We start from the raw sequence: 17,597 nt of genomic DNA, 5'->3' as shown, positions 1-17,597 counted from the left end.
GGCGATCCCGGAAACGGCTTATTGCCAGCCATAGCGGCGGGTGAACCAGCCTTTCATCGCCTGCACCACGCCGACGTACCCCAGCAGAATCACCAGCAGGAACGGGAAGTAGCTCAACGGCAGCGCCTGCAGCTTGAAGTAGCTAGCCAGCGGCGACATCGGCAGCAGCACGCCGACAGCGACGATCAGCAGCGTCATGGCCAGCAACGGCCAGCCCGCGCGGCTGTGCACGAACGGCAGCTTGCGGGTGCGGATCAGATGCACCACCAGCGTCTGCGACAGCAACCCTTCGACGAACCAGCCGGACTGGAACAGGGTCTGGTGCTCCGGCGTGTTCGCGGCGAACACGAACCACATCACGGCATAGGTGAGGATGTCGAAGATCGAACTGAGCGGTCCGAAGAACAGCATGAACCGCCCGATGTCCTCGGCCTGCCAGCGTTGCGGCCGGGTCAGTTGCTCGGCATCGACGTTGTCGAAAGGGATCGCGGTCTGCGACAGGTCGTAGAGCAGGTTCTGCACCAGCAGGTGCAGCGGCAGCATCGGCAGGAAGGGCAGGAACGCGCTGGCCACCAGCACGCTGAAGACGTTACCGAAGTTGGAACTGGCGGTCATCTTGATGTACTTGAGCATGTTGGCGAAGGTCTTGCGGCCTTCGAGCACGCCTTCTTCCAGGACCATCAGGCTTTTTTCCAGCAGGATGATGTCCGCGGCCTCCTTGGCGATGTCCACCGCCGAATCCACCGAAATGCCGACGTCCGCCGCGCGCAGCGCCGGGGCGTCGTTGATGCCGTCGCCCATGAAACCGACCACATGACCACGCTGGCGCAGCAGGCGGACGATGCGTTCCTTGTGCGCCGGGGTGAGGCGGGCGAACAGGTTGCATTCGGCGGCGCGGTCGCTGAGCTGGCGGTCGTCGAGTGCATCGATCTCGCTGCCCAGCAACAGCCCGGCCACCGGCAGGCCGACTTCACGGCAGACGCGTTGGCTGACGCGCTCGTTGTCACCCGTCAGCACTTTCACCGCCACGCCCTGTTCGGCCAGAACCCGCAGCGCGGCGGCCGTGGTTTCCTTGGGCGGGTCGAGGAAGGCGATATAGCCGGTGAGCAGCAGATCGCTTTCGTCAGCCACCCGATACTGCTCACGCCCGCCCGGCAGTTGCTTGACCGCCACCGCGACCACGCGCAGGCCTTCATCATTGAGCAGGGCAGTGTGTTCACGGATGCGTGCCAGCAGTTGCGGGTCCAGCGGACGTTCCTCGTCGCCCAGGCGCACCCGCGTGCACACCGCCAGCACTTCCTCCAGCGCGCCCTTGCACACCAGCCGATGGCCATTGCCGTCGTGCCCGACCACCACCGACATGCGCCGGCGCTGGAAGTCGAAGGGGATCTCGTCGACCTTGCTGAAGGCGCTGCCCAGGCGGGCCTGCCGCTGCGGGCCGGCATGTTCCAGCACGGCGACGTCCAGCAGGTTTTTCAGCCCGGTCTGGTGATGGCTGTTCAGCCAGGCATCGTCCAGCACCGCCTCGCAGGGCACGCCGAGCACATCGGTGTGGCGCTCCAGAACGATGCGGTCCTGGGTCAGGGTGCCGGTCTTGTCGGTGCACAGCACATCCATGGCGCCGAAGTTCTGGATGGCGTCCAGGCGCTTGACGATGACTTTCTTGCGCGAGAGCGCCACGGCGCCCTTGGCCAGGGTCGAGGTGACGATCATCGGCAGCATCTCCGGGGTCAGGCCTACGGCGATGGACAGCGCGAACAGCGAAGCCTCCAGCCAGTCGCCCTTGGTGAAACCGTTGATCAGCAGCACTAGCGGGGTCATGACCAGCATGAAGCGGATCAGCAACCAACTGACCTTGTTGACGCCCTGCTGAAAGGCGGTCGGCTCGCGGTCGCTGCTCAACACCCGCTCGGCGAGGTTGCCGAAGTAGGTGTGCTGGCCGGTGCCGACCACCAGGGCGCGGGCGCTGCCGCTGACCACGTTGGTGCCCATGAAGCACAGGTTGTCGCATTCCAGCGGGCTGCCGACGGCGCGCCGGGCATGAGCGAACTTCTCCACCGGCAGTGATTCGCCGGTGATCGCCGCCTGGCTGATAAACAGATCCTTGGCTTCGAGCACCCGCAGGTCGGCGGGGATCATGTCGCCCGCCGACAGCAGCACCAGATCACCGGGGACCAGATCGCGAAACGGTACTTCCACCGCACCGCGCCGATCGACAGCCGGGTCGCCGCTGCGCAGCACGCTGGCGGTGTTGCTGACCAACGCCTTGAGACGCTCGGCGGCGCGGTTGGAGCGGGCTTCCTGGAAAAAGCGCAGCAGCGTCGAGACCAGCACCATACTGCCGATCACCAGTGCGGCGGTGAGGTCTTCGGTGAGCCAGGACACCAGGGCCAGCAGGCTGAGCAGCAGGTTGAACGGGTTGCGGTAGCACCACCACAGGTGCAGCAACGGCGGGACCGGTTTTTCCTGGTTGACCACGTTGGCCCCGACCCGGTCGCGCACGGTTTCGGCGCGGGTGGCGTCGAGGCCTTCGGCGCCGGTGCCGAAGCGCTGGTAGAGGGCACCGGCTTCAAGGCCGGCGACGGTGGACAGTTGCCGAATGAATTCGACCGGCAGGTTGCCGCGGGCGCTGCCGTTACGCAGCAGTTCCAGCATTGCCTGGCGGCGGAAATGCCGGCTCAGGCCGTGGTCGAAGAACGCCAGCAGGCGCCGGCCGAAACGTTTGAACAGCATGATGCACTCCTGGGCGGTCGCAAGGACGCGACCACCGGATGGTGTTGTGCAGCACGGCAATTGCCGCCGCTGCCGGTCAGGCCGGGCAGCGGCGCGAGAAAACGCGTCAGCCGCCGTCCGGCCCGGGTCTGGGTGACACGGGACTGGGGTCTGGATTCATGACTGGGCTCCGGAAGCTCCTGTTTGGGGTGGATTAGTTTGGGGTGGAGGGGGTGGCCGGGTCACTCGCCGGCCAGGTCGAACACTTGCCAGCGCACCGAGCTGACGCCTTTTTCCAGGCTGATGCGGCTGACCAAGCGCTCAAGCTGGCTGGTGGCGCCGTGATTGCCGAGCAGCTCGGCGCGCACTTCCAGCTTGGCCGGGTTGGCCTGGTCTTCGCTGTGCAGCGATTGCAGGCGCAGGGCCACGCCGTCGAGGTTGTGCAGCATCAGGCTGCGCACCTGGATTTCGTCCTCGGCGCGACAGATGATCTCCACGCCGTAGCGCTGTTCGACTTCGCTGGCGGGAACCACGTCCTGCTGGTTCAGGCGCTGGGCGATGTCGCGCAGCAGGATGTTGGCGCAGAGCACCACCAGGCAGCCGATCACCGCTTCAAGCAACAGGCCCATGCTGCACAGCACGCCGATGGCGGCGGTGCACCAGAGGGTGGCGGCGGTGTTCAGGCCACGGACGTTGAGGCCGTCGCGCATGATCACGCCGCCGCCAAGAAAGCCGATGCCGGAAACCACATAGGCGGCAATGCGCGACGCGTCAGCGCCGAGGCCCGGCACGGCCTGGGTCATCAGTACGAACAGGCAGGCGCCGGTGCTGACCAGTGCGTTGGTGCGCAGGCCGGTGAGGCGCTGGCGCAGTTGACGTTCGGCGCCGATCAGGGCACCGAGGATGAGCGCTGCGGCGGCGCGCAGCAGAAAGACTTTCCAATCCATGATTCACCTCGTTTTTCCGGCCGCAGCCGGCGGGTGCGCCAGACGAAACTGGCACGCTATTCGGGGTTATGGATTGCGCGGTCGCAAGGCTCCCAAGGCCGCGCGTAACAGCCGCGCCGCGGAGGAAAACTGCAAGGGAAAATGGGGAGTCGTCATCCCGTCAGGGATGCGAATCGCCACTGTCCGCTGTAATCAGCGAGACAGTGGCAGGGAAGTGCTGCCGGACGTGCTCGCTGTTCAGACCTGTCGCAATCGACTGGGGCTACTGTCCAAGGCAGGACTCCTGTGTGGGAAGAAAACGGAGCGGAAAGTACGCCCTCCGATGAGCTCAGTCAAGGCCCGGTTGTGCCGGGCGTCAAGGCCGTTTGCGGCGCGTTCAGCGAAGCGACAGAAAACCCTTCATTACTGCTGTTGCGGCGGCTCGGGTTCGTGCGCCGGCGCCGCGTACCAGCGCTCCTTCGGCACCCGTTTTTCGTGGTTCGGATCGCTCATGTAGTGAGGCGACATCATCTGCACGCCGTACTCGTTGAACACATCCTGGATATTGGCGTGCAGCACGCTCAGCAACTCCGCCCGCGGTCGCGGCTCGCTGGGCACGGCCTGGGCCACCAGACGGTATTCCGGGTAGAAATCCGAGAGGGCGATCTGGAACACCTGCGGACGCGGGGTATCCAGCACACCGGGTGTGCGCCGCGCAGCTTCCAGCAGGATCGCCTCGACCTGGCGCCAGGGCGTGTCGTAGCCGATGGTGACGGTGGCGTCGACCACATAGCCGGCGCCCTGGACCACCCGCGAGTAGTTCTTGGTCACCGCGCCGGTGATCATCGAGTTGGGGATGGTCAGCACTTCGCCGAGCCCGGTGCGGATGCTGGTGGTGAACATGCCCAGCTCGGTAACCGTGCCTTCGTGCTCGCCGATGCGCACGAATTCGCCGGGGCGCAGGGTGCGGGTGTAGGTCAGGATCAGCCCGGCTGCGGCCTGGCCCACCACGCTGGTGGCGCCGAGGGAAATCATCAGGCCGATCAGCACCGACAGGCCCTTGAACGCCTCGGTGCCGGAGCCGGGCAGATAGGGATAGGCCATGGCCAGGGCGAACAGCCAGATCGCCAGCGAGGTGAGGCGGGTGGTGGGCGGCAGGGTTTCGTCGTTGAGCCAGTTGATGTTGCCGGGTCGTGCCAGGCGCGCCAACAGGCGTTTGCTGAAGGCGCTGATGCCGCGGGCGATGAAGAAGATCAGCAGCGCGATCACCAGCCCGGGAATGGCGCTGGCGATAGCCTCCAGCAGATACCCCGCCAGGTTCAGCAGGTACTGGTTGAGGCTTTCGCCCCAGGGCCGGGTGTAGGGGAAACGCTGCAGCACGAAGCTCAGCCACTCGTAGCCGACCAGCAACGCCAGCAGCCAGTAGACCAGGTCGACCAACCGGCGCGAGGCGAGCAGCAAGTTGCTGGTGTCGAGCAACTGGGTCTGGCCGATGCGTAACACGCCGGTGTGTTTACGCACGCTGAGGGGCAGCCAGCCCAACAGCCGCGCACGGCCCCAGCCAAACAGGCGCAGCAGGCCAAGGAACAACAGCGTCGCGGCGCTCGCGTAGCCGCCGGCCTTGAGCATGAATTGCAGGTTGCGCGCTTCGTGGTTTTCCGCGAGCACCTGGCGCAGCCTCGCGGCGGCGCCGTCGGCCAGGTCCGCTACCGAGCCCTCGCTGTCGACGAGGTCGTCGGGGGTGACGATAAACGCCCGGCGTTGGCCCATCAGCACCAGGTACTGATCCTTGATGCTGTCGAGGTGGACGTGCGGGTCTTCCTGGCTGTCCATGACCTGGCGAATCACGTTTTCGGCGCGCTGGGCGCGGATTTCCGGGGTCTCGCCGAGCAGATCGGCCTGGAAGGTGATGATGGTGCGGTTGGCGATCTTCAGGGGTGCCGGTTCTGTCTGTGCGACCGTTTTTTCCTCGGCCGCGCCTGTCGGCATCGCCAGTGTCCAGAGCAGCGCCATGCTCGCCAGCCCAATCCCTTTAAACATCTTTCTCGACTCCTGCGCTGGTGATTAGCACCAGACTAGTGTCGGTCGTGGAGCTTGTCTCCCATATGTGGCGTTGTGAAGAGCATGATGCGCTAGGCGATAGCCCCTCATCGCTGGCAAGCCAGCTCCCGCAGAGTTCTTTGCCAGCCACAAGTTTGGTGGTCCACGCGATTGAACTGTGGGAGCCGGCTTGCCGGTGAGGTGCCTGGTCAAAACTCCATGGGGACGCCGTGGGGATAGAACGTCTTTATCCCGCCGCTTTCCTTGACCACGCCATTCGCCCCCCAGAGCCATTCCAACGGTTGCAAGCCGTCGGTTCTACTGAGCGTATCTATTAGCTTCGGCAATCCTTGGCCTTTGAAATATACAAGGCCATGGTGAGCTTCCACGGTTTTGTTCAGCTCGGTCGCCAACTCCTGTCCCAAGCTGAGGCCTGTTTTCGGGTTAATGTCCGCAGAACAGCAGGCGATGATGTGAACGCTGTCGATATCACTCAATGAACCGCCACGAACAGAGGTCAAGTTCTTGGCTAGTTCGGGGGCGTCGACGTACCTATAGACTTTTGGTTTTACCTCGACCGCCAACTTACCGTACGTTCCGTGCGATACGATGTTCAGGCGCTTGCCCGCTCCGCGTGTGGACGTATCTTCGAACAGAGTTATGCCGCTCCTGCCGTACGGGTTCTCGTGAAGGACGTTGCTCACTTCGCCGCCTAGCACCACCAAGTGCTCGCTTTCCACCTGCACTCCACGTACCGCGCGGGCCGTGTCTTGCGCCGCCTCGCCGGCGGCCGGCAGCCAACGGCTGGCGGAGCGGGCGAGGCTGGCCGCTCCGGAGACCATGCCTGGCAAACCGAAGGCCAGCGACGCCCACCCCAGCGCAGAGGACGCGACGGGGCTGGCGGACTCCAACGCGCCGCTGGCGATGGCGGTGACATCGGCCACCAGGCCCAGGCCACCGATCACGCCGACTGCGGAGGCACCGCTGGCTGCCGCGGCCAGCACGCCCTCGGTCGCCAGCAACGGCGCCGCCGCTGCACCGAAGGTCACCGCCGTGGCGACAATACCGACGACGCCCAGACCAATCCCCAGCCAGGCTTGCCAACTCAGGTGGCCCGTGGGGTCGGTACGGTTGATCGGGTCGCCAACGCAATAGGCATAGGGGTTCAGGCCACCCGCGCCGAACGGGCTCAAACTGTCCGGCGCGTTGAAGCGCATCAGTACCGGATTGTAGGCGCGGTAGCCGTTGCCCAGGTGGTAAGTGCCACTGACCGGGTCCAGGCGTTCTCCGGCAAACCCCAATGAGGACTTCAGCGCACTGTCGGCTTGTCGGTGGCCGTAGGCGGTGTAGGCGCAGGCGCGGGTTTCACGGTTGTGCCGCGACAGCAGCACACTGCCCTGAGTATCGGTGCCGAGGAGGGCGGTGCCGGCGTTCGCGCCGTCACGGTGTTCTGCCACACAACTGCCACCGGCGCGGACAAAGCGGGTGGTCTGCGCGGTTTCACGGAGGGTTTCGTTGATCAGTTGGCCATTGCGGTAATACAGGTCCCGGGTATTGCCCGGCCCGGCAAGCTGGGTGATCACCTGATTCATGGCGTTGTAGCGGTAGGCGCCGTCGGTGCCGGCGCCCGTTACGCGGACCAGTCGGCCAAGGTTGTCATAGTCCAGCGTGCGGCCTGCTTCATCCTTGATCAGGCGACCGCACGCGTCATACGCAAGCTTGATGCTGGTGGGGTAGTCAGGATGGTCATGGCGGACCTCAATCAACTGGTTGGTATCGCTGGCGTCATAACGGAACGTCGCGGTGTCACTGCCTCCGGTGAACTCGGTATGGCACTGGACAATGTTGTCCAGCGCGTCGTAGCTGAAGTGCTGTTGCACGATCGGCTTGCCCCAGGGGTCGAGCGGCAAGTAGCGCGGTTCACCCGCGCATTGGTACAGGGACAGGCGATTGCGGGCGTCATAAGCGTAGGCTTCGTGGCGCGCCAACTGGCCGTCGTGCCAGGTTTCACGGGTGCTCAATTGGCCATTGCGATGGTAGGCGCGACACACCTTCCAGGTTTCGCTGGCCGATTTCAGCTCGCGACTGGACTCGCGGCTGAAGGCGTCATAGGTCATCGACAACTCCAGAACATCACCGCTCTGGTTGTCGGTCACCGTGCGACGGGCGACGCGGCCGGTGGTGTCATAACTGATATCGACATCGGCATGGTTGTTCTTCAAGCGCTGTAGTCGGCCACTATCGTCGTAAACCAGTGACTCGCTGGCGCCAGCAATATCGACGTAGGACAACGGCAGGCCGTTCGGCGTGTAGACGCGGCTGGCCGTGCGACGCGTGTTGCCGTTAGCGCTGAAGGACTCCGTGAGCAGTTGGCCCTGGGTGTTGTAATCGCTGTGGTAATCGCTTTGGTAGCCGCCGCCGGTTTCGCCGGCGTTTTGCATCCAGCCCATGGCCGGTTGGTAGTCGAAGCGCTGCTCGCAGCCGTCCGTGCTGACGCTGCGGACTGCATTGCCCAGCTCGGTGATGTAGTTGTAATGGGCGATGCTGCCGTCCGGCGCGGTGATACGTGCCGGCAATGGATCGCTGTCGTGGGCGAAGTCATATCGGTACTGACGCTCGCCGCTACGGCTGTTCTTGAGCCGGCCGAGGCCGTCGAATTGCTGGCTGCCTTGACTGACCCCGTTGACGGTGATGGCCGTAATCGCCTGCGGGCTGCTGGAGTCGTCGGCATAACGCTTGGTTACCGTGGTGCCGTCGGGCAGGTCGATACGAATCACGCGGCCCCAATCGTCGTACTGCCAGGCGGTTTGATGGTCCAGTTCGTCGCGACTGCGGATCAGCCAGCCGACGCCGTTGTATTCGTTGGCAATTACGCCATCCACGCTGCCGTCGGGGTTCAGGCGTTCGACACGGACCGCTTTGCCCTGGGCGTTGAACCAGGTTCTGCGCATCCCTTGGTTGTCGCCTTGCAGTGTCGTTTCGGCGCTGCGCGAGACGGGGTCATAGCGGCTGATCAAGTGGTAGCCGTTGCTGCGAGAAAGGGTGTGCACCATGCCCCAGCCGTCGTAGCTGCGTGTTTCGCTCGCTTGCAGCACACGCGGCGCGGCGCCGTTGAGGGTGATCGTGTCAAAGGTGGTGGATTCGACGAGCCGGCCCCTGGCGTCGTAGCGTTGTGCGGACACAGCAGTCCAGATCTGGGCGTCGGCGGCTTTCTGTTCCTGGTGAATGGTCCGGCCCAGTCCGTCGAACGTGGTTCGGGTCATGTTGCCCATGGGATCGCTGGCGACGGTCTGCGGCAAGCCACTGTCGTCGGTCTGGTAAAGGATGGTGCCCTGTGCCTCGAAGGCAGTCCCCGGGTTTTTGCGGGTTCGCACCACGCGGCCGAGTCTGTCGTAGTCATACGAGGTCGTGTTGCCTTGCGCGTCAGTGGTTGACCAGAGCCGACCACTCAGGCGCGATTGGACCCTGGTGGTCGAGTTGCGCAGGTCGTCGTGGGTGCGATAGCCGACGGATTGAATCGAACGTTCGCCGTCGTTGCTAAAGGTGAAGTCCTGGGTAGTGACGTACGCGTCTTTCCCCGCCTGCAAGCTGTCTTGAATGCGGGTGATCCGACCGAGTTCGAGCGACTGTTCGTCGCTTACGTATTCGGTGCTGCGGCTGTTGAGAAGGCGGTCATCGGCGAAGCTGTCTTCGCCGACCTGAAGTGCCGCCGATGCGGGAAGCACCGTGCGGCTGCCAGGGACAGTGGGCTTGTTGGCGTACCGATAGCGGGTGCTGCGCAGCGGCGCCGGACCGAGATCGGCGGGTGGCTGCACGGACTTGCATTTGAGCAATCTGACAAAACCATTGGGCTCGGCGGGCGCCAGCCCCTTTTCGCCCTCGGCCGGATAGTACTCCCAGCGGTTCAGGGTGCCGTCGGGGGTCAGTTGCGAAGTCGGATTGCCCTGGTCGTCGAAGTCGTTGACGGTTTCCTCGGTGCGCGATGCCTTGTCGGCGTTGGTGTAGGTGACTTTGACGCTCTGGGGTAACTGAAAGATCGGCGGCTGCTGGTCGAAGCCGCTGGCTGCCTTGGCGAAGTAGCGGGTTTCGGTGTTGGTGGTGCAGCCCGCGTCCCGGGTTTCTTCCGAGACCAGCAGGTGAAAGTTGTTGTAGGTACGTTTTACTGTCTTGCCGTCCGTGGTCGCCCGGCACCAGTACGCATAGTCGGTCAGCATGCCGTAGAGATAATCCGAATCGTTGGACCAGGTGCCGCCCTGACCGGCGTATCCCAAGTAGTTGTAGGTCGAGTAGCTGTAGTCGGTGATTATCGCCGGCTGGCCAGCGTTGGCCTGTTGGGTGAAACGCATGACTGCGGGCAGCCCGCCACTGATCCGCGAGGCGTCCGGGAACCGTTGGGCATCAGGCTGGTACTGGGCACGCTGGACCATTCCCGTGGGCGCGGCAATGGTGGTGACCAGGTTGCGCCCGCCGACGTTTTCATAGGTGAAGTTCCAGGACAGCGCCGGCGTCGCACCGCCATGTTTCAACTGTTTCAGGTAGCCGTTCTGGAAGGACAGGGTGATGTCATAGGCTTCACTCGTGCCCGGCCAGACGTGCAGCGTGGTCACGCTGGTAGTCCTCCCGTCAGGGTAAGACAGCGTCAGGAATGTCTGGCCGCGCTCATCCTTAACCGAGCGCAGGCGAGGTGGTGAACGGCTGAGGTCCCAGTCCAGGTCGAGGCGGTGACCCAGGGGCGAGAACAACGTGCACGGCACCTTGAAATCACTGGCCTTATCGGGGCCGACAAGTTGCTCTACTTCGCCGTTCTTGTGTACCACCAGATAAGCGTCCGACTTTTTGCTGAAGCGCAGGCTGTCCAGTTTCTGTTGGCGCAGAGTGACGGAATTGGGCGTTTCCACGACCGAGTACTGTTCTCCACTCGACAACGAAATGCGCTTGGCCTTGCGGTCGTAACAGCTCAGGCCGAGCGTCCAGCCGATACCGAGGCCGACATCGGTATTGTTCAGCGGCGTGTAGCTCAGGCCTAGCGGCAGGGCGGGACCAAGGTTGTCGTTGCCCTGTATTTGCAGCAGCGGGATGTTGATGTTGAACAGGCCTGTGCGGGTATCTACGCCGCCGTCCACGGCCGTTGCGAAGTTGAAAGCCTGGGAATAGAAGTCGCTCATGCAAAACTCCCTGTCGATTGCGCGTGCGTTGCCGTCGCGCGGCACCGATGGCACTGCGCGAGGGGGGTAGAAGTTCAGGTTCGGGGGAGCGGAGCGGTGCGTGGGGGCACCGCCCCTCGCAGCATCAGCCGTGGGTGTCAATGGCGCTGGTGATGGGCGGGCGGTTGCCCTCGTCGGCGGTGGTAAAGGCGCGGATGGTCAACCAGCGCACCGTGCCATAGATGTCCGTCACCTTGACCTGGTGATCCCCGGTACGGTTGAAGTTGCCGGCATCGCCGTCGATGTAGGAGTAGTTGCCGGTAATGAAACGGGTCAGTTTTATGGCGTTGTTGGCCGTCGTCACGCTAAAGGGCCGATCCACCGAACCGCTGTACCAGTAATTGCTCAGCAAATAGCTCTGGGTGTTGCCGTTGTAGGTCGTTCCGGGCAGGTGGATACGGCCACCGGCCATCCATAGGTAGCCACTTTTCGGGTTACCACACTGGAAGTTGGTGTAATACGTCCAGTTTTCGCCGCTCACCCATTCCGCGCTGTGGATGGGGAACGCCGGGGGGGCGGACCATTGGTACTCGAACAGCCAGTTCTTGGAGTCTTTGTGGTTGGAGGGCGCATCGCCGTTGACGATGGTCCGAGTCGGGAAATATTGCAGCTCTGACGGGGAAAAATTGGGCGGTTCGTGCGATGTGATCGACACCGTACTGGCTGTGATGCCGCTGGTTTTTCCCGCGCAATCCATGTTCTGGCTACCGCCATGGCCGTCAGGCACGCCTTTGATCTGTGCGGCGATGCTGATGCTGGCAAGGGTCACCTGGTAAGGACAGGTGACGTAGAACTGGAAGTAGATGGTGCCATCATCGCCAACCGTCGCGCTCAAGCTGTGCTGCTCACGGACAACCGCGGCCCCCCCGGACGGCGTGGTCAGAAACGCGTTGCGGACATCGCTGAAGCACCAGTTATTCTGCTGCCCGTTGTTCCAGGAAAACTGCGCCAGGTTTTCCCCGTTCACCAGCCACAAGGCGCTGAATATTCTCTGGAGCAGGTCCTGGTCCGGGATGATCCAGTTTCTGCGGCTGTCTACCGCACGGGTTTGCACCGTGACCCCGACCTGGTTCTTGCCGTTGCGGTACAACTGGCCCCCGGAGGTGCCCGGGTTGTCGCTGAAATGAATGGATAGCTTGTCGATTCCGGCCCAGCTATTGCTCGCCGCCGAGGCGTTCTGGTCGATGCTGGCGGCGATTTCTTCTCTTGATTGCAATGCGTGCATGGTATTCACCGTAAGTATTGGAAGGTTTGTTCAGGTCGATCATCGGGATCACAGGGGTGATCAGGACCTGCCCGGCTTTACCTTGAAATCATCGAGAAGCCCCTCGGTTTCCGGGGTGAAGTCCCCTGAGTTGCCGAACTGATCCCACACGGTGAAATACACATTGGACTTGCCGCCGCTAGCCGGCGAAGAGACGTTGACCGGCGAACCGGGGTAACCGAAGCCGCGGCCACCGCCCAGGGTCGTGTCGTACTCGGCCACGGTGAAATAGAAGGAATTGTCATCCTGGTTGACCTGAACCGGCCACCAGTGGGACGCGCTACCCGGTTGATCCTTCAGACCGAACACCTGCTGTTGCGCTGGGCTGGATTTGCTCCAGGCATAGGCGATGTTGAATTTGCGGTAGCGCTTGAATGCTTCGCCGGGGTTCTGGTAAGCGGTGCTTTCGTCGAAGACATGCCAGTACTCGCCGACGCTGGCCGGGGCGATGTCGAAGCGGATGAACTCATGGCCTGGCTCGCGGCAGGCAAACACATGGTTGCGCGCCACGATCTTTTGCGTCTCGCTGTTGTCCGGATCCTGATAGGCCTGGAACGAGGCCAGGTCAGTGTTGAGGTCGGTGTAGCGAACCGGCGGCACGGCGGCGATGCTGAGCGTGTTCTTTGGGAAATCGTTGGGTTCGACGCCACGCGTGGTCACCGAGTAGGTACCGCCGCCGTCGGGGTTGGGCACATCGGCTTGCGCGGCGATGGCAATGGTCGCGGCATGTTCAGCCGGCGGGCACATGACGTAGAAACTGAATTGCAGCACGTCACTGTCCGCATCATCCACGGAGCCTGTGCTGAACAGGAACGTGTTCATCGAACTGCCTGTGGTGAATCCGTTGGCCGTGTCGGTGTAGCACCAGTGTGCGCCGGTGTTGCCGGCCTGGACGAACTGCAGCCGGCTGGCGTCCTTGTAGTCCACCAACCCCAGGGCGCGGCGTACCAGCGCGGTGATGCCGGGGCTGTTGCTTTCGGTCAGCGGGTTGCCCTGGTCGTCTGTCGGCTTGGCCGTCAGCAGCACTCCGATCTGCTGATAGCCATTCTTGTAGATTTTGCCGGCATTAGGGACGCCGTCGTCCGCGAATTCGATTTTGAGTTCATAGAGCTTGCTCCATGGACCAACCGATGCGGCGGCCTGTGTCCTTGCTGTTTCACTCATGGCAATTCCTTTTGCGCGATATTACTGGCGACCTCACGCCTGACTTTTGCAGTTCCATTGCAAGGTCGAGGAACAGAAGTAATAGCACATAGATATCAATGCGCCATCGCGAAACAACAATTCCCTTTCAGCCCGTTGCCTATGGTTGCCGATACACCTCCTTCCCGCCAAACCAGGTCTGCACCACCTGCGTCTCGGCCAAGGCCTGCTCGTCGACGGTAAACACATCCCGGTCCAGCACCACGAAATCCGCCTGCTTGCCTTTGACCAGCGAGCCGATCCGGTCTTCCAGTCGGATGGTTTTCGCCGCGTTCAGGGTGTAGGCGTAGAACATCACCTCGCGCGGGATGGTTTCTTTGGGGTTGAGCACGCCTTTGCTGCCGCGCCGGGTGGTCGCCTGGGCGATGGCCAGCCATGGGTTGGCGGACGATACCGGCCAGTCGCTGGCGCCGGCGATGGTGGCGCCGGCCTTGAGCAGCGAGCGGGCCGGGTACTGGAAGCGGAAGGCGAAGGCGCTGACGTAAGGCTTGACCATGTCGATGGCGTAGTCGTCGCCAATCGCCCAGAGCAGTTGCATCGAGGCAATCACGTTGAGCGGCTTGAAGCGGGTGAACTCTTTCGGGTTGACCAGTTGCAGGTGGGTGATGGAGTGGGGAATCCCGCTGTCACCGGCGGCGCGGGCCTGTTCGAAGGCGTTGAGCGATTCGCGCACGGCACGGTCGCCGACGGCGTGGATATGCACCAGCCAGCCGCGTTTGTCCGCAGCAGTGACCAATTCGCCGAAGTGCTCGGGATCGAACAGCAGTTCGCCCTGTTTGTGGCTGTTGCTGTACGGCGAGATGACCGCGGCGCTCTGCGCGGGGAATTCCAGCACGCCGTCGGCGAAGATCTTGATGCCCGGCAGGGTCAGGTTGGGCACGCCTGCGAACTGCTGGCGAACCGTTTCCAGCACCTCCAGGTCGGCGGGGCGGCTTTTCGGGTTGGCCACCAGCAAGGCGGCGACGTGGGCGCTCAACTGGCCCTTGAGGCCCAGCGCCTTGTAGCCCGGCAGCACGCCGACGGTGGTTGCCGTGGGCTTGATGGCGAACACTGCCTGACCCGGCGAGGTGTTGGCCGCCGGGTCCATCCAGCCGGTGATGCCGAGGCTGTTGTTGTAGCGGACTGCGGCTTCGGCGCCTTTGAGCAGGGTGGCGTCGTCGAGTGGCGGCAGCACGGCCGAGACCCGGTCCCAGCCCGCGTCCACCAGGAAACCACTGGGCTCGCCATTCGCCAGCACGCCGATGGTGTCGCGCTCGGCTGCGTCGAGGCTGGCCAGCAACGCTTTGTCGATGCCGGCGACGGCGAGCATCCGGGCGTTGACCCAGGCGGTGTGGTGGTCGCTGCCCATCAGGATGATCGGGGTCGTGGCCCATTCGCCCTGGTTGAAGAGCCGCCCCAGCGCTTCGGCCTGGGCCCAGTAGCCCGAGTTCATGCCCTGCACTTGCAAGGTGTCCGCGCCCAGGCGGGCCTGGCCGTTGTCGCGCCATTGGCGCAGGCGCTGCTCCAGTTCGGGGAGGGCGACGACTTCATCCTGCAGGTTCGCCGCCGACAGCGAGAGTCCGCCGAAAATGGCATGGGAATGGGTGTCGATCAGGCCCGGCATGACCCGCTTGCCGGCGAGGTCGAGTACCTGGGTGTCGGCATCGGCGAGGGCGCGGATCTGCTCGTTGCTGCCGGTGGCGACGACCTTGTCGCCCTCGACCGCCATGGCCTGGACCTGTGGCCGGTGCTGGTCGGCGGTGAAGATCTGGCCATTGACCAGGATGAGGTCGGCCGCAGCTTGGGCATGGCCGGTGAACTGGGCCAGCAGCAGGGCGCAGAGGGTGGTGGAAAGTCGTTTCATTGGCGTGCTCGGTGTCGGTGTGAAAAAGGGGAGCCTCTCGCGAGCAAGCTCGCTCCTACAGGACCGCATTACCGTAGGAGCGAGCTTGCTCGCGATACTCAGTGCTCGATCCTGAAGCGGTTCAAGGTAAGTTTCAGATCACTGGAACCCGCATGCAGACGGTCGCTCAGGTCGCGGGTGCGCTGGGCGAACTCGGCCGCTTGCTTGGCCTGTTCGGCAGCGCTGGACAGGTTGCGGTTGATGTCTTCGACGGCCAGTGACTGTTGCAATGTCGCCTCGGCCACGCTGCTGCCTTGCAGGGCGATGGCCCGCAACGACTCGACGATGGCGCGCAAGCGCTCGCCGGCCAGGCTGGCCTGAGTGACGGTGTGGCCGGACAGCGTGCGTGTCTGGCTGATCATCGCCACGGCGTTGCCGCTGCTGACGCTCAGTTCGCCGATCATCCCTTGGATTTCCGTGGTGGCGTCCTGGGTGCGCTGCGCCAACAGGCGCACTTCATCGGCCACCACGGCGAAGCCGCGGCCCTGTTCGCCGGCCCGTGCCGCCTCGATGGCGGCATTGAGGGCGAGCAGGTTGGTCTGTTCGGCGATGGCGCGCACGATGGCCAGCACCGAGCTGATCCGTTCGCTTTGCTGCGCCACGGAATTGATGGTTTCGACGCCGCTGTTGATCAGGGTCGACAGCCCGTCGATTTCACGCAGGGTCAGTTCGACGTTCTTCAGCCCGTCCAGCGCCTGGGATTCGGCATCGGACGCTTCTTTCGCCGACGCCTGCGCGTGGCTGGCGACGTCCTGGATGCTGTAGGTCACTTCATTGAGCGCGGTGGCGACCAGCGTCACTTGTTGGGCTTGCAGCGCGCTCTGTTGCCGGGCGGACGTTGCGTTGTCGTGGATGGTCTGCGCGGCTTCGTCGGTCGCCGTCGCGGCGATGCGCATGTCGCCGATGATGCCGCGCAGGGTCGCGGTGAAGCTGTTGAAGTCACGCGCCAGCCCGGACAGTTCGTCGCGGCCATCGGTCGCCAGTTGGCGGGTCAGGTCGCCATTGCCCCGGGCGATTTCGGCCATGGCCTGCACGGTGTTTTTCAACGGCCGGGCGATGCCTCGGGAAATCAGCGCAGTCACCAGCACCAGCAGCGCCGACAAGGCCAGGCCAATGGCGCCGATGCGCAGCACTTCGTAGTGGAAGCGGGCCTGGATGTCGTCGATGTACACGCCGCTGCCGAGAATCCAGCCCCAGGGCTTGAACAGTTCGACATAGGAGATCTTGTCCGCCGCACCGGCACCGCCGGGTTTCGTCCAACTGTATTCGACGATGCCTTTGCCGGCGCCCTGGGCGATCTTCAGCATCTCGCCGTTGATCGCCAGGCCGTTGGCGTCTTTCAGGCCGCTGACGTCCTGGCCTTCGAGGGCCGGGCTCATCGGGTGCAGGAGCATCCGCTGGCCGAGGCTCTGGATGAAGAAGTACTCGGTGCGGTCATAGCGCAGCCCGCGGATCATTTCCCGCGCCTGTTGTTGTGCCTCTTCCTCGCTCAGCAGCCCTTGCTGCTGCAGGTGATGGAAGCGCTGGAGGATGCCGGCGGTGTTCTCCACGGCGGTCTGGATCTGGTAGATCTTGGCCCCGTACAAACCCGCGCGGATCTGGACCAGGACCAGGGCCATGAGCACGGCGATGGTCAGCATGGCGATCGCCAGGATCAGCCACAGGCGTCTTTCGATTGCGATGTTTCTCAGGCTCAGCATGGTGCGCCTCGCGGTACGACTGCCCAACGGAAAAAAAACGGGCGCACGCCAGGGAGCGGAGTGCGTGCGCCCTGGCAGCATCAGACGCCGCCAACCTTGTAGACGCTGATCAGCACTTCGTGCTCGCTGATGCCGTCGATGGTGCCGACGAACACATAGTCGTTGAGCCAGGCATTGGCGCCGGGCTGGGTCTTGAAGCGCGGCGTTGTGCGGCAATAGAAATCGCTTTCCTGCATGTCGCGCAGTTCCAGGCCCTTGGCTTTCTTGGCCAGCCCGGATTCGTTGAGGCGCCAGATGCCCGGGTTGTCGATGATGATGAGCTGGCCGTCGTCGGTCTTCAGGCGGTACAGCGCGTTGATCAGGGTGACGCCGTCGTCGCGGGTCACCGACATGTCGGCGCCGCCCGGAACGACGGTGCCCTTGACGCCCTTGCCGGTGAAGCTGCCGCCGATGATCGGGTAGTTGATGCGCATGCCGTCCGGGCCTTTGCCCATGTCTTCGCGCGGGCCGAGCTGGACGCTGATCTGCATGACCAATTGGTTGTCCAGACGCTTGGGGATTTTTTCCTTGAGTTCCAGCGCCTGGGCCGGTGACAGGCAGATCGCGGCGAGAAACAGGCACAGCAGGCGCAGCGTCTTGAGTGCTTTCATGGTTTCAGCTCGTGGC

9 protein-coding genes and 1 pseudogene are annotated in these 17,597 nt (G+C 63.6%); all 10 read right to left on the bottom strand.

All coding sequences use genetic code 11. The features are described from left to right. Positions 1-18: 18 nt before the first annotated feature. Positions 19-2,733: a magnesium-translocating P-type ATPase gene (gene mgtA / locus CKW37_RS00390; protein ID WP_095153454.1), complete on the bottom strand. Its 2,715-nt coding sequence runs from the start codon at positions 2,731-2,733 to the stop codon at positions 19-21. 221 nt (positions 2,734-2,954) lie between these two features. Next, complete coding sequence (locus tag CKW37_RS00385) at positions 2,955-3,659, bottom strand: MgtC/SapB family protein (RefSeq protein WP_095153453.1); 705 nt, start codon at positions 3,657-3,659, stop codon at positions 2,955-2,957. 402 nt (positions 3,660-4,061) lie between these two features. Continuing rightward, positions 4,062-5,678 carry a mechanosensitive ion channel family protein gene (locus CKW37_RS00380; RefSeq protein ID WP_095153452.1) on the bottom strand — a complete coding sequence of 539 codons (1,617 nt, stop codon included), beginning with the start codon at positions 5,676-5,678 and terminating at the stop codon, positions 4,062-4,064. A 209-nt stretch (positions 5,679-5,887) separates the two neighbouring features. Beyond that, positions 5,888-10,843, bottom strand: a complete 4,956-nt coding sequence (locus CKW37_RS00375; RefSeq protein ID WP_095153451.1) for an RHS repeat domain-containing protein — start codon at positions 10,841-10,843, stop codon at positions 5,888-5,890. Between the two features lie 124 nt (positions 10,844-10,967). Then, the gene (locus tag CKW37_RS00370) at positions 10,968-12,107 is read right to left on the bottom strand and encodes a hypothetical protein (protein WP_095153450.1); all 1,140 of its coding nucleotides are present in this window, start codon (positions 12,105-12,107) and stop codon (positions 10,968-10,970) included. A gap of 60 nt (positions 12,108-12,167) precedes the next feature. Next, positions 12,168-13,310 carry a hypothetical protein gene (locus CKW37_RS00365; protein ID WP_095153449.1) on the bottom strand — a complete coding sequence of 381 codons (1,143 nt, stop codon included), beginning with the start codon at positions 13,308-13,310 and terminating at the stop codon, positions 12,168-12,170. Between the two features lie 139 nt (positions 13,311-13,449). Continuing rightward, entirely contained in the window at positions 13,450-15,192 is a 1,743-nt protein-coding gene (locus tag CKW37_RS00360) for an amidohydrolase (RefSeq protein WP_095153448.1), read from the bottom strand. Positions 15,193-15,290: 98 nt separating this feature from the next. Further along, entirely contained in the window at positions 15,291-16,127 is an 837-nt protein-coding gene (locus CKW37_RS33475; protein ID WP_371864256.1) for a methyl-accepting chemotaxis protein, read from the bottom strand. Positions 16,128-16,154: 27 nt separating this feature from the next. After that, positions 16,155-16,850: pseudogene (locus CKW37_RS33470) on the bottom strand (cache domain-containing protein); the annotation flags it as partial. 161 nt (positions 16,851-17,011) lie between these two features. Beyond that, positions 17,012-17,581, bottom strand: coding sequence for a DUF3237 domain-containing protein (locus CKW37_RS00350; RefSeq protein ID WP_095153446.1), 570 nt, complete (start codon positions 17,579-17,581; stop codon positions 17,012-17,014). Positions 17,582-17,597 lie beyond the last annotated feature (16 nt).

The organism is Pseudomonas sp. Irchel 3E13 (assembly GCF_900187455.1).
In the GTDB taxonomy this organism is placed as follows: Bacteria; Pseudomonadota; Gammaproteobacteria; order Pseudomonadales; family Pseudomonadaceae; genus Aquipseudomonas.
The sequence above is the reverse complement of the archived record's forward strand: the minus strand, read 5'-3'. Positions and strand labels throughout refer to the sequence as shown.

Coding starts and splice junctions, on each gene's coding strand:
- CKW37_RS00380 (WP_095153452.1), bottom strand. CDS start 5,678: ATGTTTAAAGGGATTGGGCTGGCGAGCATGGCGCTGCTCTGGACACTG.
- mgtA (WP_095153454.1), bottom strand. CDS start 2,733: ATGCTGTTCAAACGTTTCGGCCGGCGCCTGCTGGCGTTCTTCGACCAC.
- CKW37_RS00365 (WP_095153449.1), bottom strand. CDS start 13,310: ATGAGTGAAACAGCAAGGACACAGGCCGCCGCATCGGTTGGTCCATGG.
- CKW37_RS00385 (WP_095153453.1), bottom strand. CDS start 3,659: ATGGATTGGAAAGTCTTTCTGCTGCGCGCCGCCGCAGCGCTCATCCTC.
- CKW37_RS33475 (WP_371864256.1), bottom strand. CDS start 16,127: ATGCGCATCGCCGCGACGGCGACCGACGAAGCCGCGCAGACCATCCAC.
- CKW37_RS00370 (WP_095153450.1), bottom strand. CDS start 12,107: ATGCACGCATTGCAATCAAGAGAAGAAATCGCCGCCAGCATCGACCAG.
- CKW37_RS00375 (WP_095153451.1), bottom strand. CDS start 10,843: ATGAGCGACTTCTATTCCCAGGCTTTCAACTTCGCAACGGCCGTGGAC.
- CKW37_RS00360 (WP_095153448.1), bottom strand. CDS start 15,192: ATGAAACGACTTTCCACCACCCTCTGCGCCCTGCTGCTGGCCCAGTTC.
- CKW37_RS00350 (WP_095153446.1), bottom strand. CDS start 17,581: ATGAAAGCACTCAAGACGCTGCGCCTGCTGTGCCTGTTTCTCGCCGCG.